Raw genomic sequence first — 14,981 nt, 5'->3', positions numbered from 1 at the left:
GGTAAATAAGCCTTTTAGGTAATCGATGCGGGGTCCTAACGAGTTGGTATATACCGCAGCCGTACCGCAGCATCACTCATACCACCCGCCGGCCCTGACCGCAGCGTCCAGTGACTTGGCCACTGCAGTCAGGTCGTCCGAGAACAGGTGGGCGTATAAATCCAGCGTCATCGATGCAGTGGCGTGGCCGAGTAGGCGCTGTACGGCAAGCACGTTCGCGCCCGAGGCAATCGCCAGCGAGGCGCACGTATGACGCAACTCATGGGGTACCAAGCCCTCCATGCCGATGTCTTCCGCGGCCTGGTCGAAGACGTGGCGGTATTCGAAACTGGTCAAGTATCCACCGTTGCGGCCGGGGAACACGAGCGCGTTAGGGTCCTTGGGCAGCGGCCCCCACATCGATTCGTCTTCGAACATTTCCCATAGAAATTCGGGAACCGGCACCCAGCGAGTCCGGTGCGTCTTGGTTGTGTCCTCCACGTATCCCCTGCCGGCCACCTTGGTCACCGACGCCCGAACCGTGATGGTTTGGTCGCTAAAGTCCTTCGCCCGCAACGCAATCGCCTCGCCGAATCTCAAGCCGCAGTAACCGAGCGTGAGCGTCAGCAGTCCTAGCTTGCCCCAACTCTCGCCCTTTGCGCATTGCCCAGTGTGGCTGGCGATTTCCCATAGTTGCTCGTGGCTGAGATAACGGCGATCCAGCCCTGTTCTGCGGGGTAGCTCGATCCCTGCGGCAGCGTTCTTTGTCAGCCTGTCGGTTCGTATGGCGTACTTGAGTACGGCGTTCATGCACTGGTGCGCCTGCACCACCCGCGAGGCCGACAGCCCCTTGCCCTCAAATCGTGCAGACCCGTTGGCGGATAGCCCACTGACCCAACGTTGGAGGGCACCGTGGGTAATCTCCTTGAGCTTCATATCGCCCCACTCGGGCAGGATCAGATTGTCAAGCAGTGACTTGTACCCCGCCACCGTTTTGGCCTTCCGCGTGGCTTTCCCCGCGAGCCATTCGTCGGCCACCGTGCGGAACGTCACCGCCGAGGCCCGTGGGCTGACGTAATCGCCCTTCACGACGTCGGCAGTCACTTTGTCGAGATGCGACTGCGCGGCCTCTTTGTGCGTGAAGACTTTTGTGTGTTCCTGGCCGGTGTCGTCCACCCATCGCACGCGCCAGCGGCTCACCTTGCCGTAGACGGCCGATCGTTCTTTGCGGATTGCGCCGTCAGGGCCTTTGACCTTTTTGTGCCAGCGATCGTCAATCCCCGCACGTGGATTCCGAGTGACGGCCATACCGCAGTGTACCGCAGAAACCCGTTCAGATTTTTCGTGATGTCCCTGGGAGTCTGAGTTGATAACGGAGTTGACAGGCATTGAGTCGAACAGACGTTCGCCTAGCGTAATTGGTAGTTGCCGCCACGAGAAGGGACATGACAGGTGACACGAGTGAAGATTGAAGGGGCGTCGGAGATTACCGGCGTTCCAGTAGGCACGCTGAGATTTTGGCGGGCCACGAACCAAGGACCGCGTTCCTACGTCGTCGGACGCCGACTTTGGTATGACGTCGTCGACTGCGAGGCCTGGCTGGAAGCCGAGAAGGCGAAAACCCTCCGCGGGGGTGCCGAGCTGACCGCCGCAGGGGCTGAGCAGTGAGCGACGACATTGAAGTGAATGTGTACCGGGGTGACGAATATCCGCCGTATCAGGATGTCCCGCTCGTTCAGTACCGCGCCCCCAGCACGTCGACACGAGAAGACCCGCACCCAGGCGGCTGGCTTCTCTACTATCCAGCCATCGGCCAGCGCGGGACGTGGGGGCCAGTCCAGCCGCTACACGCCATAAGTGAGCCGGCCGCAATAGCGGAGGCCACAGAGTACCTACGAGAGCGTTACCGCAAGTATCCCGATTCGCGTCCAAATTAATCGTAGATTCAAGGTGCTGGTTCGATAGGATAAAGGTAGAGGAATGGTGGCAGGACGGCCACAGATTTGGACCCCGTTTGCGCGCATATCATGGGCGCGGGATTACCAATATACCGACGACGGACGGATTCGCGATAAGCACGGGAATGTGCTCACTGACCGCGACTATAGCGTCACTCTGCGGCTCTACGGTAGTGGCCGCAAAATCACGTTCCCGCGTCGCGACATACTCGCGCTCGAATACTTCGGCTTTCCGCCGAGATGTCACTGCATCATTTGCGACAGAGTTCTACGGTATGGCGTCGTCCACCTCAACGGGAACTGGCGCGACTTTTCGCGGGACAACCTGAAATATCTGCCCAGCTTCGAGGCTCGCGAGCACGAAATGGCGCACATTCGCTGGGCGATGACCTCCAACGAGGTCCCGCCCTACAAACGGACCAAGCGCAAGTGCTCGCTAACTGACCCGTTCCTCCTCGGCCTTGATCTCGAATGGGGGCCGGGGCTGAGGCGGCAGGTTGGAGATGACGACGATTACGGACCGACATGGGAAGAGATTCCCCTCCTGGGCGTCAATGGAGAGCAGCAGAGCGATCATGTCACGCGTTACGTCACCAGTGACGGAGGATAAGGATAAGGACAAGGCTATTCAGGATTAGGCACAGGCCAAGGAATCAGGCCTTAGGCCCAAGGCCTAAGGCCAAGGACCAGGCAAAGGAAGAAGCTCGGAAAGAATGAAAAATGACAGAAGTTGCGGGTATCAAGGGAACCGCACTGGACACCCGAATCAAGCACTCGATGCTGACCGATCCCGTTCTGCAGGCGGAACTGACCGGGGACGAGTTCCGCGCGTTTGTGAACCTCACCTGTTGGGTCGTGTCTCTAGTGAGCGATGGAGCGTTTAACGGCCTTCAGGCTGAGTTGCTGGTCCCCCACCTGGATCGACCCACGCTGCACAATTCCATAACGGCGGCCTTGCTCAGATTCAAGTTTATTGCGCTTGGACTAATTGCGGCAGATGACGACGCGAATTGTCTGATGACTGGCGAGTGTTGGCAGTGGCAGAGTACCCGCGAACAAATCGAGCGGATGGCCGAGACGCGGCGCAAGAACCGCGAGCGCCAAGCCGAATGGCGCGAGCGCAACGGCAAGGCGCAGGATCTTGACTCGCAACCACCGTGGGGAACTGGGAATGATTAGGGCAATCAGGAATAGCGACATCATTGTTGCGAGCCGCCCAAATGGTGGCTTTGCGATTGAGGCTGGTATCGGCCGGCACCGCCGGCATATCTTATTGACCGACGCCGAGGCGGCCTCGTTGGCTGCCAAGTTGACAGATTTAACCGCGCCCCGCATCCAACGTTTCGTTGGCGGGGTGGAGCAGTTTTGAAAGCAGGAAACCTTGAGCAATGTCACGTATGCGGACATTATGTTTGACAATGATGGCCATATTGGGCTGCGCTTTGATGATGGACAGATATTCTCGCTGCCCGCGCCGCTGGCCGCGCACCTAGGCCGCAACCTTTCTGTGGGAGCGCCCGCCCGTTCTCGGCGGGGCCGCGGCGGCCTCAAACATCGACAGGAAAACAGAATGCAGCTCCGGTTGGGTACTCCGGTGGGTATTCCGGAGGTCGAAGCTGTGCCTCTGTGTCTACACGGAGAGCTGAGCAGCGCAAGTAGCGCCGATCGACTCATCGTCGGGCGCGGGACGAACAGGCGATGCCGTCGTGGTCCTTGTCGAGCCCAGGCCGGTAGGCGGGGTCGTCCGCGGGGATGTTCCACCGGCCATCCTTATGGGCCTCGGCGCAATTTTTGTAAAAGACCCGCGGCCCGCTCGGGGTGGGCGTGAAGTGAGTGGTCGGGTAGGGCGATCGCGGGGGTCGCGGTAGGGACACGCCTCGCTTCGCCAAGGCCACGATGACGATCACCACGCAGACAACGATGATCACGATCAGTAAGAAAGCCACTATGCGCGCCAGTCGGTCACGCGCCTGCTCGCTCAGAGCCAGTCGCCGCTCTAGCAGGCCCCGCATTAGTGCAGAGTGTCCGGGGAAAGGTCCCGCTGCGCTGTAATCACAATCACTGCAACGCGTCTCCTCCTGGGTGGGTGGCCTGCCACAGTTGCCCTCCCGAGTGGTCCTGCCACGGGCAGAAGTAGTGCATCGCGTCCGCGACAAAGACCAAGGATTGCGCCATGTCCAGGTCAGTTTCCTGATAGACGAACTCGGATACTTGTTGCCCGTTTTCGCTGCTGAGCATTTCGCAGGCGCTTCGTGCGGCTTTAACTAGGTCCTCGGGAGACCTGGACGACGATATGTTGTCCGCGGCCATCTGGTTAAGGAAGTCCTCCACAGGCGCCGCATGCGCAACGGCTGGCGCTGCAGCCGTTGCAATGGCCGCCGCAATGAGAATCGCACGGAATAACATGCCGCCTCCGTGTTGGTGACGTGGCCTGATTTGTCGACGGGAGCTTGAACGCTTCCGCACTTACCTCAGATCGGGAATCGTGGAAATTTTCGGGTCACCCGAGAAAGAATCCCGGCGCAGCGTGGCATGGACGCGCACGCTTCGGTTGTGATGCTCCAGCGCCAGCACGATGCAGCCAGGATTCTTGTGCAGCAAGTGTTCTCAGTTGCAACTGGTGACGCAGTGCTCGCCGGTGTTGCCGGAGTCGTAGCACTGGGTCTGGCAATCGGCGTGAGCGACACCGGTGCCCAGCACCAGCATGCCCACGGTGGCGGCCGCAGCGGTAAGGATCTTTGTCATGGTGGTCATCGCGATTTGTCTCCTACTTGATTGAACTTGGTGTTTTTCGCGACGCGCCCGATTCGTCGATGGCAGCCTATGCGCTCCGCCGAGTATCCACACCGGGATTTGTGAAAATTCCTTCGGCATTGGCAGACGTCGCCGATATTTGCTATGCAAGCGGTCGGCATCGAGGCCGTTCGGGAATGAAGAAGGCGAGCTGACATGGTGACGTCAATTGTCGCTGGAGGCGACAGTGCTGCTGACTGGGTGATCGCATCTGCGACCACCCTCGCAGCCGTTGTATCTCTTGTGGCGATGGTTATTTCGCTCGTCGCAGCTAAGAACTCGAAACGCGACGCAGGCAAGGCGGCGGATGCGCTTGACAAGATGGCCACCACTGGACAGCAGCAATTTGCACTGGCTCAACATCAGGCAGACGACGCCCTCAAGGGCGAGGCTCGCAACGTTACGGTCATAAAGGACGGCTTCAAAGGCAGAGAAGGCGTTGCCGTGTCCAATGAAAACCCGTCGTCAACCATTCGCGACCTCAGAGTGGACTTCCGTAGCGGTCCCGACGGCACCGTGTTCGATCCACACATCGTCGTGCATTCTGCGAAGGGGACCAATACTGAGCAAGCGCCGTGGGTGCTAGCAACGCTTGGGCCGCATCAGAAGACCACCGAGAGGGGGGTCTTTTTCAAAGAGAACGGCCCAAACCGCGCCGCCGAACTCATTGAGTTAACCCGGATCAGGTTCAAGGATTCCCGAAACACATGGTGGGAGATCGTCGGGAATGGAGATCCTGTCCAGATTGTGCCCGTCCCACAATAGCGGGACCTGAGCCGGGAACCCATCGGGTTGGCGGCTCTAATTATGTATTCTGGTCATACCTCGATTACGTTGTACGCCAACGTAATTACGGTAAAATCGGCGGTATGACCGTCCCATCCCCGGGCCCCCTCAAAAGCTCGCGCGGCTGTTCGCCGTGGTGACCTTGGTCGCGGATTTCCCCCTCTGCGCGAGGCTGCAACTTTTTTTGGGCATACTTACGCCAGCGCGCAAATGCGCAGGTCAGACAAGGATTGTCATGGAATCAACGCCACTGCGGCCAATGCCGCCAAGAGGGCTTAAGAAACGCTCAAAAGCCTTGTGGCACAGTATAATCGAAGCTTGCGAGCCGAATCCAGTGGAGTTGGCGATTCTGCACGAAATGTGCTCGGTTGTGGACGAAATCGACGTTTTGAGGGCCGTTTTAGCGCGATCTGAGCCTGTCGTCACCGGCTCGACGGGACAGCCGCGACCCAACCCGCTGTATGCCGAGCTTCGCCGGCACCGGGAGCTGGCCGACCGGCTGGCTCGCACGCTGGCGCTGCCGGGCGACGATATCGACGAATTGAGGCGATACCCGTGAGGCGACGACGCAAGCCAAGTGAGGAATGCGACTGCGCCGAGTGCCGCCTTTGGCGCATTCGCATGCAACGCTGGGAGCGCCGCCGCCAGTTCTGTACGGAGGCGCCACCGGAGCAGCGCCCGATCCGGCAGCACACCTAAGCCGACCGGGTTAACACCGGGCTGGGCATGGTTGGCTCGACATCTCGCGCGGCGGCCTGCGCGGCGTTGCACCCTCCTGATTCGTTTCATTACCACCTACGACGCTTCGACGGACCAGCGCATGACGGTCGTACGGAACCCAACCGTCGCTCGCCCGTTATGATTCGGCCGCATGGAAGATTGGCTCAAACGACGCGCAGTGGTAATCACAACCACGCTCGGATCGCTGACGGTGGGCCTAGTGGCTGTCACTGTCTTTCAAGCGGTGTTGCTCCACACACAGGGGTGGCGAACCGTATCGAGGTCATTGCCCGAATGGTTCGGCGCGGCGGGGAGTACCGCCACATTCGCGGCCTTCCTGATAGCGCTCGCCGCCTACTTCAACAACCGCTCTCAACAACGAAGACAACAGGCCGAACTGATCACGATATGGAAGATCAGCGGGATTGAAAGCGGTAGTTCGATCGACAACCCCGCCGGCTATACCGGCATACGACTGGGGTTCATCAACGCATCGCAGGGACTGGCGCACGCGCAGATCCGACTGACAGGCCACCTGGCAGGCCAACACACTCCGGAGACTCACGACGAGCTGAAGGACAAACTCGTCCGCCAACTGTTCGTTCCGTTCGTGGAACCCGGTCAATGGGAAGCGCTGGTTGCCCTGGAGGACATGCGACTGTCCCTGACCACCGTTGAAGTCGCGTTCAGGGACCAGGCGCTGCGATGGTGGGTACGAGACATCGACAATGGCACCCTAAAGCCAGCTGAACAGGGTTTGTTCCCCGTCACCAACACTCCGAGTAGGGAGGGGAATCAATCCACCGATCGCCTGGACCTACAGGCGCGACGGCGTCCATACGCCGCAGGCCGAGGTAATGCTGGCGTGGTGTACAACGAAGTGGTCCGTAGGCTCTGGGCAATCGAGCCAGTCAATCACTGGCCGCAGGACGGCCTCCCCAAGGAACCGTCACCTGTCACGCCCGAGCAAGCAATGCAGATCGCCCATATCAGAGCGTTGCTAGTGATCGGCGACGCCATCCGGGAACTTAACAACTACGACGCGTAGACGCGCGGCCCATGAAGCCAGCTGTCAGCCCATACCGCGCCGAGAGGTAAAAGTGACACCGGGCTGCGGACGGGTGGTGTGAGAAACCTAAACGTGGTTTGCGCTCGGCAGACGAGCATGCGGTATCCAGTCAGCGATACCGCAATCGATACCGCAACACCTGCAGAAACGACGCTAGTTCTATCAACGTCTAGCACCAAGGCCTATGGCAAATTGGCATCATATCTGCACTTCAAGCGGTATATCTCAACATACAACAACCCCTGTCATCACCTAGCATTCGCTTTGATGACGGATTCAAAACCCGTACAGTGTGAGTTCGAATCTCACCGAGGGCACTCGCGCTGTCGGGGGCGTAGCGCAGCCTAGACCGCGTTTTCATATCATGCGGTGCGCGACCTCGCAGGACCGATATCCGCAGGGCTCAACACAGCCGTCTTTGTGCGCCAGCCCAGGCCACACTCCCCGCCCTCCGGCTCTAGGGTGGCGGCGGTGGCACGACGGGTCGGCACACATTGGCCCCCGGGTCCCACCAATTGCCAGGACCGCAATCCTGAGGCGGCGGGGCCCCCAACGGCTGGCAAGCATTGGCCCCCGGGTTCCACCAATTACCAGGACCGCAATCCTGAGGCGGCGGGGCCCCCAACGGCTGGCAAGCATTGGCCCCCGGGTTCCACCAGTTACCCGGACCGCAATCCTGAGGCGGCGGGGCCCCCAACGGCTGGCAAGCATTGGCCCCCGGGTTCCACCAATTACCCGGACCGCAATCTGGGGGTTGAGCCGAGCTCATCCCCGGAGACACCGCTGCCACGTACGCCATAGGCGCTACTGCCATCATGGCGACGCCTGCCATGCGGCGAATAAGCATGCTCATCGAAGGACCTCCCATCAGGAACCTGTAGATCTAAAGATTGACGTTGACCCTGAGTTTTAAACTGTCGACTCGCTTTGCGCCGCGCCCGCCGAAAGCAGGGTATGCAAATCTCAGCAAACGACCAACCGGATGAGCGAGAGGCTCTGGAGTATTACGTCCACGAAAAATTCCGTCTCACATACGAGAGTGAAAACTCGTTTGCGAAACTGTCAGGGACCCCGACTCCGCGTAGACCTCCCTTCCGAGATGTAACCACCCCATCGCTTTTAACAGCAAAAGGATGACGCTGGACCATGGACGCACCCGATACACCCGCGGGTGTCGCTGCAATGGGTGCAAAACCGCCGAACGCGATTGCCAACGAAACAGTTATCGTCGTCGTCGCAGCCTTCCCGTTGCCGCTCCACAGCGTGCAGCGCTCATGCCGTTGCTGCACAGCCTGATTCGTCACATCAGGACATGTAGCGGCGGCTGTGCGCACTGAGTTTGACGCTGCGCCGGCCGCGGCCGAACGTCCCGGCCTGAAAGCGGTAGCGCGCTCGTTCGCGGCCATCCCTCCACGACGCTCAACACGTGGCGGTCCAGCCGGCGACCGCGCGTCGACTTGTGGCGATTCGCACGCTATGTGAGGGGACGCGTCGCCGTGGGAAGTCGGCGGTCGTCAAGTCAATGACGAACGAGCGGCCAATGCACGAAGCGGCTGTCAGAGGCTAGTTGCCGGGCCAAGGACGTGGGGGGCAAGGTCAATCGTTATGCAGCCCGACGACCCCAGCATCACACCGGTCAGGACTGCGGCCGCTGCAACAGCTTTCAGCATCTTCCTCATCGATCACACCTTTCTACTGGTGAGATGGCCGACGGAAAATTGATACCGTCGGTTAGCTGCTGATGCTAGCGCGGTCTTTTGACGTGTGTGGAATATTGCGTAAAAACGCTGGAACCGCTTTGTAGAACTCGAAGTAGGCGAGAATGCAGCATGCTGGCCGTGGTTGAGTCGATGACGAACCAGCGGACGACGCGCCGATTAGCCGTAAATCAGCCAACCGCTGCGGATTTCGCGTGCTTAGTGCTCAAGCTTGTGCTTTATCGGGCCACGCACGCGATCGTTCACAAGAATGGAATGCCCCGTCCTTCAGGTCGTACGATTGTCACCACACACACGGCACGAGGCGGTAGCGAACCTTTTCCGTGTATTCGCGGTATCCGTCCAATTCCGTTCGGAGAAGCTGTTCTTCGTCTCGGATCCGTAGGGCGAGCATTATCACGCCGGTTACGACGAAGACGAGTCCCCAGTAGGAACCGAGCGCCAGCGGGACGCCGACCATCATGATGACGTTGCCGGAGTACATGGGGTGTCGCACCAGCCCATATAGACCGGTGGAAGTCAGCCTTTGGTCCGCTTCGACCCGGACTGTGGCGGCAGCATGACTGTTTTCGAGGACCACGAGAGTCACCACACTGAGTCCGACGACCACCAGAACGTCGCCCACCAAGCAGATTACGGTGGGTACCCTCACCCAACCGAAGCGATGGTCAAGGGCGCTGAGCACAACGGTTGCAGCGAGCGACAGGTACCAGCCGACGATAATGATCTTCTGCGCGCCCCGGGTCTCCGCTGTCGGCCCACCACGGGTGCGTCTGTCGAACACGACGGGATCCCTACGCATCAGGAAGATGCCGAGGATCCACGTCGAAAGGGAAGATACCGCTAGAAAAACCCACGCTTGCCAGTAGCTGAGAGTGCCGGCAGCCGCAAACACGATCAAGCCGAACACGACAGGGTCAATGAGCCCGAATACCAACCTTTTAAGAACGGATTTCACCGACTCTCCTCGATTCACCGCGGGAAATTCTCCTTAATGGCATGTCTGCTCGCCTGCTTGCTCAGGGCTTGAACCGACGGCGCTTCGAACAGCGTGGTCACCGGAAGATCGATACTCAGGGCTGCGTTGATCGCGGCGATCGCCCGCAACGCCGACAGCGAGTCACCGCCCAGGTCGAAAAATGACTCGTCGACGTCGACGCGGTCTACTCCGAGGACTTGGACGAAGATGTCGGCCAGAATCTCGTCGACCAGGTTGGTCGGGGCGCCGCCGTAAGTCTCACCGATGACGGGGCGTTTCGGCGACGGCATCGCTGTGATCGCGGGCTGGATCATTACCGCCCCGCTGCCCCGACCGCGATCATTTCCATCAAATGAATCCAAGAGCGGGCGTCCCGGGTCAGCGGTCATGGCCGCCAGCGCTCGCGTGAACCAGTCCACCACCGCCTCGATCCCGGCGATGGCGAAGATGTCCGTGCGGTACTGAACCCTCAGGTGTAGTTCACGACCCGGTCCAGCCTGGATCGTCAGTGGATAGTGATAACAGTCGTGGATGGTGAGCTCGCTTGCGGTCAGCCCGCCGGCGCCCACCAACGCCGCGGCATCGGTCGGGTAGTTCTCGTAGACGAAGACGGTGTCGAACAGTTGGTCGTGGCCGGTGATGCGATGGATTTCGTTGAGCGCAAGGTGTTGGTGCTCAACGGTTTTGGTGTGTGCGCGTTGCAGCTGGCCGAGCAGGTCGATGGTGGTGGTGGCCGGCGTGATGTCGGCCCGCACCGGCACCGTGTTGATCAGCAGACCCACCATCGATTCGGCGCCGGGCACCTCGGCCGGCCGACCCGAGACCACGGCACCAAAGGCGACATCGCGCCGGCCCGTCAACCACACCAGCAGCTGCGCCCAGGCGGCCTGCAGCACGGTGCTGACGGTGGTGTGCTGCGAGCGCGCCAGCTCGCTGACGGCGCGGGTGATCTGCTCCGGCACCCGATATGAGGTGACGTCGTGGCGCCCCTGCCCCATGCGATCCGGTGGCCCGACCAAAGTGGGGGTGTCAAAACCGGCCAGCACCGCACGCCAGGCCGCGCGGGCGGCGTCGAGGTCGCGATCGGCCAGCCAGGTGACAAACCTGCGATACGGGACCGGCGGCGGCAGCCGTTGCTCGTGGTAACTGGCAAAGATTTCGGCCAACAGGATGGGCAGCGACCAGCCGTCGAGCGCGATGTGATGATTCGTCAACACAATGCGGTGCTGCTCGGGCGCGGTGCGAACCAACGCAACCCGAACGGGCGGCTCGTCAGTGAGGGTGCAGACTGCGGCGCGTTCGGCGGCGCACAGCCACTCCAGCCACTGCTCGACGTCCCCGGCCTTCAGCTCCGCATAGCGCCAGGGCACCTGAGGATCAGCCGGGATGACCTGGACCGGCCGATCGAAATGCTCGAAATATAGAGCGGCGAGGTGAGGATGACGCTGAACCACGGTGTGCACCGCATCGCGCAGCCGGGAGTGATCAAGCCGACCGCTCACCGTGATACTCAGCTGCACCGCATACACGTCATCGCCCGAGCGCTGTGCCGCTCGGGCGTGAAAGAGCAAGCCCTGCTGCAGCGGGGTCAGCGGCAACACGTCAGCAAGCTGGTATTGCCGCTGCAGCTCGTCGAGCTGCTGCTGGTTGAGCCGGGCAGGTGAAATGTCCGAGGGCGTCAGCCCGCCGCCACCGCGTTGGATGTGCGCGCAGATGCCGGCCAGGGCCTCGAACCACAACTGGCTGACCAGGCTGACCCGCGTGATATCCAGTGCCGACGGCGCCCATGTCCAGTTGGCGTGCAGACGCGGGCCGGTCTCGGTGTCGACCGTGCCCGCATTGAGTTCCACGGTGTGCGCCAACGGCATTGGTATAGCTGCCGCAACGCCGGCCACCGACAACCCGTCCTGACTGACCCGCCACACATCGCCGGTGCCATAGGCCCCCGGGGCGCCCAAACGACCCAGATAGTTGAACCCGATCGCCGGGTCCGACCCACCTAGCCCAGCGTCAGAGTTCAGATAGCGCAGCAGGCCATAGGTCAGCGGCTCGGGCACCGCGCGAAGCTGCTCCTTGGCGTTCTTGACCAGCGCACCCAGGGCCGGCTCGCCTGCGATCACCTGCGCCCAGTCCAGCCCACCGACCGCTACCGACACCGGGTATTTGGTGGTGAACCACCCCACCGTGCGCGACAAGTCCACGTCGGCAGCCAGCTCCTCGTGGCGGCCGTGCCCCTCGACATCGATACCGATCGGCACGCCATTGCTACCCAAGAAATGCGTCCACGCCAATGCGAACGCGATCAACAAGATGTCCTGAATCCCGGCGTGGAAGGCCGCCGGCACCTCACCGAGCAGCAGCCGGGTCGTCTCGACATCCAGCTGCACCGACAAATGCCCGGCCGTGACGAACGTATCCCGTTCCGGGTCGATCGCGGGCAACGCGGCGGGGGTCGCCGCCAGCCGGCGCCATGCCTGGGCCTGCTCCACCACCGTCGGCTCGTGTGCGTGCTCGGCCAGCAGCGCGGCCCATCGGGCGAAAGAGGTTTCGCCGGGCGGAAGTGCCACCGGTTGGCCGCTGTGATGCTGCGCCCAGGCAATGTTGAGGTCTTCCAACAAGATTCGCCACGACACCCCGTCAACGGCGAGGTGATGGATGATCAGCGCCAGCTGGCCCGTCCCGGTAATCCACAGCGCGCTGAGCATCACCCCGGCGGCCGGGTTCAACCTCGAGCGCGCCGCGACCAGCGCCGCATCAGAGAGCGCGGCCACCGAATGCAGACAACCACGCGCATCCACCGCTCCCGGCTGCGACACGATCAACGACCACTCCCGGTCGACGCGGCACCGCAACATGGCATGCCGGTCCAGCACGGCCTGCAACACCACGATCACGTCGGCCTCGCTGACCCCCGCGGGCGCCTGCAGCACCATGGTCTGGTTGAACTGCTCGACGGCACCGCCAATGTCCTGCAGCCACCGCATGATCGGAGTCGGCACCACCGGCCCGACACCGGTATCGATTGGGCCGCACGCACCGGCGGGCGCCGCGACCACTGCCGCCAGTCGAGCTACCGTCTGCTCGACGAAGATGTCGCGCGGGCGACACACCAGGCCCGCGATCCTGGCCCGGGCCACCACCTGGATAGCCGAAATGGAATCCCCACCCAGCTCGAAGAAGGAGTCGTCGACACTGACCCGCTCGACGCCCAGGACCTGGGCATAGATGTCGGCCAGGACCTCCTCGGTAGGCGTGGCCGGGGCCCGGTAACGATCGACATCGCCGTAGTCCGGCGAAGGCAGAGCCCGTTTGTCGAGCTTGCCGTTGACGGTCAACGGCAACGCGTCCAACACCACCACCGCCGCGGGCACCATGTACTGCGGCAGCCGCTCGGCCAGGGTGGCGCGGATCCCGCGGGGATCCATGGTGCCGGTGACGTAGCCGACCAGCCGCTTATCGAAAGGACGGTCCTCACGAGCAACCACCACCGCCTGCTGCACCCCAGCCAAACCGGCCAACGCCGCCTGAATCTCACCCAGCTCGATCCGGTACCCGCGGATCTTGACCTGCTCGTCAGCGCGACCCGAATACTCGAGCTGCCCGTCGGAGCGCCACCGCACCAGATCCCCGGTGCGATACATCCGCGCGCCCGACCCGCCGAACGGGCACGCCACAAAGCGCGACGCGGTCAGCTCCAGACGACCGACGTAGCCATACCCCACGCCATGGCCGGCGACATACAACTCACCGACGACCCCAGCTGGTACCGGCCGCAACCACCCATCAAGCACAAAGAAGCCCAGATGCGGCAACGGCACCCCAATCGGGCTGGCATTGATATCGACATCGTTGCTGACGATCTCGCGGAACGACGCGTGCACCGTAGTCTCGGTGATGCCGTACATATTGATCAACCGCGGCGAACCCGGGTGGTCGTGCATCCACGCACCGAGGCGCTGAGGTTCCAACGCCTCGCCGCCGAACACGACGGTCTCGAGTTTGAGCTGATTTTTCCGCTCTGCTAACAGCTCATCAACGGTTTGCAGCGCGTAAAACGCCGACGGCGTCTGGCTCAGCACACTCACCTGCTCGGCTACCAGCAAGGCGTGTAGCTCTTCGGTCGAGCGGGCCACCTCGTCGGGCACTATTACCAGCCGGCCGCCACGCAGCAGCGCACCGAAGATCTCCCACACCGAGAAATCGAACGCCAGGGAATGACACTGCGACCACACCTGACCCGCCAGCGCCTCCGCGTCCAGAGACGCCAGCAATCGGGTGACGTTGTGGTGCGGGATGGCAACGCCTTTGGGTTGTCCGGTGGTTCCGGAGGTGTAGATCAGGTAGGCGATATCGTCCGGGGCCGGGGCGGGCACCGTCGTGGTGGGATCGGTGTCGAGATCGGCGTCATCGATTGCGATGACCGGCAGCTCGTGGCCGGCCAGCCGCTCGGCCAACCCGGCGGTGGTGAGCACCGCGACCGGGTTGGCATCGGCAAGCACGAACTCGATGCGCGCCGCGGGCATCGCCGGGTCGATCGGCACGTACGCCGCCCCGGTTTTCAGCACCGCCACAATCGCCACGACCGCCTCCGCCGACCGCGAAACCAGCAGCGCCACAAGCTGTCCCGGCCCCGCTCCCCGCCCCGCCAGCACATGCGCCAACCGGTCAGACGCCTCATCCAGCTCGCGGTAGGTCATCGAGGCGCCACCGAAACTGATCGCCACCGCCTCCGGGGAATGGGCCACCTGTTCGGCGAACGCCGCCGGGATCGACACCCCCGACGTCACGGGCGCGCTCAACACCGCTCGGTTACCCCAGCCGTGCACGCGGACTCGCTCAACATCATCGAGCACATCCACCGACGACAATCCCCGCGCCGGTTCGGCGGTTATCGCCTCCAGCACCCGCTGCAGCCGCCCGATCAGCGTTTCGATGCTTTCCGCGTCGAACACATCGGTGCGGAACTCCACCGTCCCGCC

General features: G+C 62.0%; 13 protein-coding genes. 6 read left to right on the top strand and 7 right to left on the bottom strand.

Annotation, left to right across the window (positions count from 1 at the left end; genetic code table 11):
• Positions 1 to 72 precede the first annotated feature (72 nt).
• Positions 73 to 1,287, bottom strand: a complete 1,215-nt coding sequence (locus tag AC5Y4H_RS17375) for a tyrosine-type recombinase/integrase (RefSeq protein ID WP_499983490.1) — start codon at positions 1,285 to 1,287, stop codon at positions 73 to 75.
• 153 nt (positions 1,288 to 1,440) lie between these two features.
• Here AC5Y4H_RS17375 and AC5Y4H_RS17370 point away from each other — a divergent pair, with 153 nt between their 5' ends.
• From AC5Y4H_RS17370 to AC5Y4H_RS17360, 3 genes are all read left to right on the top strand, one after another.
• Complete coding sequence (locus AC5Y4H_RS17370) at positions 1,441 to 1,647, top strand: helix-turn-helix transcriptional regulator (protein WP_499983488.1); 207 nt, start codon at positions 1,441 to 1,443, stop codon at positions 1,645 to 1,647.
• A 417-nt stretch (positions 1,648 to 2,064) separates the two neighbouring features.
• A complete protein-coding gene (locus AC5Y4H_RS17365; RefSeq protein ID WP_499983486.1) occupies positions 2,065 to 2,547 on the top strand; it encodes a hypothetical protein in 483 nt (160 codons plus the stop codon).
• A gap of 110 nt (positions 2,548 to 2,657) precedes the next feature.
• Positions 2,658 to 3,116, top strand: coding sequence for a hypothetical protein (locus AC5Y4H_RS17360; protein WP_499983484.1), 459 nt, complete (start codon positions 2,658 to 2,660; stop codon positions 3,114 to 3,116).
• A gap of 139 nt (positions 3,117 to 3,255) precedes the next feature.
• Here AC5Y4H_RS17360 and AC5Y4H_RS17355 read toward each other — a convergent pair whose 3' ends face one another.
• The 4 genes from AC5Y4H_RS17355 to AC5Y4H_RS17340 form a co-directional block, all read right to left on the bottom strand.
• Complete coding sequence (locus AC5Y4H_RS17355; RefSeq protein WP_499983482.1) at positions 3,256 to 3,426, bottom strand: hypothetical protein; 171 nt, start codon at positions 3,424 to 3,426, stop codon at positions 3,256 to 3,258.
• A 181-nt stretch (positions 3,427 to 3,607) separates the two neighbouring features.
• Positions 3,608 to 3,949, bottom strand: coding sequence for an excalibur calcium-binding domain-containing protein (locus AC5Y4H_RS17350; protein ID WP_499983480.1), 342 nt, complete (start codon positions 3,947 to 3,949; stop codon positions 3,608 to 3,610).
• Between the two features lie 46 nt (positions 3,950 to 3,995).
• Positions 3,996 to 4,343 (bottom strand): DUF732 domain-containing protein, encoded by a 348-nt coding sequence (locus AC5Y4H_RS17345; RefSeq protein ID WP_499983478.1) that lies wholly within the window; start codon positions 4,341 to 4,343, stop codon positions 3,996 to 3,998.
• A gap of 201 nt (positions 4,344 to 4,544) precedes the next feature.
• Positions 4,545 to 4,691, bottom strand: coding sequence for a hypothetical protein (locus AC5Y4H_RS17340; RefSeq protein WP_499983477.1), 147 nt, complete (start codon positions 4,689 to 4,691; stop codon positions 4,545 to 4,547).
• 195 nt (positions 4,692 to 4,886) lie between these two features.
• On the opposite strand from AC5Y4H_RS17340, the gene AC5Y4H_RS17335 reads away from it, so the two are divergent.
• The 3 genes from AC5Y4H_RS17335 to AC5Y4H_RS17325 all read left to right on the top strand — a co-directional run bounded on the left by AC5Y4H_RS17335 (position 4,887) and on the right by AC5Y4H_RS17325 (position 7,284).
• Complete coding sequence (locus tag AC5Y4H_RS17335; protein WP_499983476.1) at positions 4,887 to 5,495, top strand: hypothetical protein; 609 nt, start codon at positions 4,887 to 4,889, stop codon at positions 5,493 to 5,495.
• Positions 5,496 to 5,886: 391 nt separating this feature from the next.
• Complete coding sequence (locus AC5Y4H_RS17330) at positions 5,887 to 6,075, top strand: hypothetical protein (protein WP_499983474.1); 189 nt, start codon at positions 5,887 to 5,889, stop codon at positions 6,073 to 6,075.
• Positions 6,076 to 6,387: 312 nt separating this feature from the next.
• Positions 6,388 to 7,284, top strand: coding sequence for a hypothetical protein (locus AC5Y4H_RS17325; protein ID WP_499983473.1), 897 nt, complete (start codon positions 6,388 to 6,390; stop codon positions 7,282 to 7,284).
• 2,022 nt (positions 7,285 to 9,306) lie between these two features.
• On the opposite strand, the gene AC5Y4H_RS17320 is transcribed toward AC5Y4H_RS17325, so the two are convergent.
• A complete protein-coding gene (locus AC5Y4H_RS17320; RefSeq protein WP_499983471.1) occupies positions 9,307 to 9,981 on the bottom strand; it encodes a methyltransferase family protein in 675 nt (224 codons plus the stop codon).
• A gap of 14 nt (positions 9,982 to 9,995) precedes the next feature.
• Positions 9,996 to 14,894, bottom strand: a complete 4,899-nt coding sequence (locus AC5Y4H_RS17315; RefSeq protein ID WP_499983609.1) for an amino acid adenylation domain-containing protein — start codon at positions 14,892 to 14,894, stop codon at positions 9,996 to 9,998.
• Positions 14,895 to 14,981 lie beyond the last annotated feature (87 nt).

It is taken from the genome of Mycobacterium sp. NGS58, from assembly GCF_059812385.1.
This window is presented reverse-complemented; position numbering and strand designations above follow the sequence as displayed.

Bases quoted from the DNA above. Each gene is read 5' to 3' on its own strand.
- AC5Y4H_RS17345 (WP_499983478.1), bottom strand. From the start codon at position 4,343: ATGTTATTCCGTGCGATTCTCATTGCGGCGGCCATTGCAACGGCTGCA.
- AC5Y4H_RS17375 (WP_499983490.1), bottom strand. From the start codon at position 1,287: ATGGCCGTCACTCGGAATCCACGTGCGGGGATTGACGATCGCTGGCAC.
- AC5Y4H_RS17325 (WP_499983473.1), top strand. From the start codon at position 6,388: ATGGAAGATTGGCTCAAACGACGCGCAGTGGTAATCACAACCACGCTC.
- AC5Y4H_RS17360 (WP_499983484.1), top strand. From the start codon at position 2,658: ATGACAGAAGTTGCGGGTATCAAGGGAACCGCACTGGACACCCGAATC.
- AC5Y4H_RS17340 (WP_499983477.1), bottom strand. From the start codon at position 4,691: ATGACCACCATGACAAAGATCCTTACCGCTGCGGCCGCCACCGTGGGC.
- AC5Y4H_RS17335 (WP_499983476.1), top strand. From the start codon at position 4,887: ATGGTGACGTCAATTGTCGCTGGAGGCGACAGTGCTGCTGACTGGGTG.
- AC5Y4H_RS17350 (WP_499983480.1), bottom strand. From the start codon at position 3,949: ATGCGGGGCCTGCTAGAGCGGCGACTGGCTCTGAGCGAGCAGGCGCGT.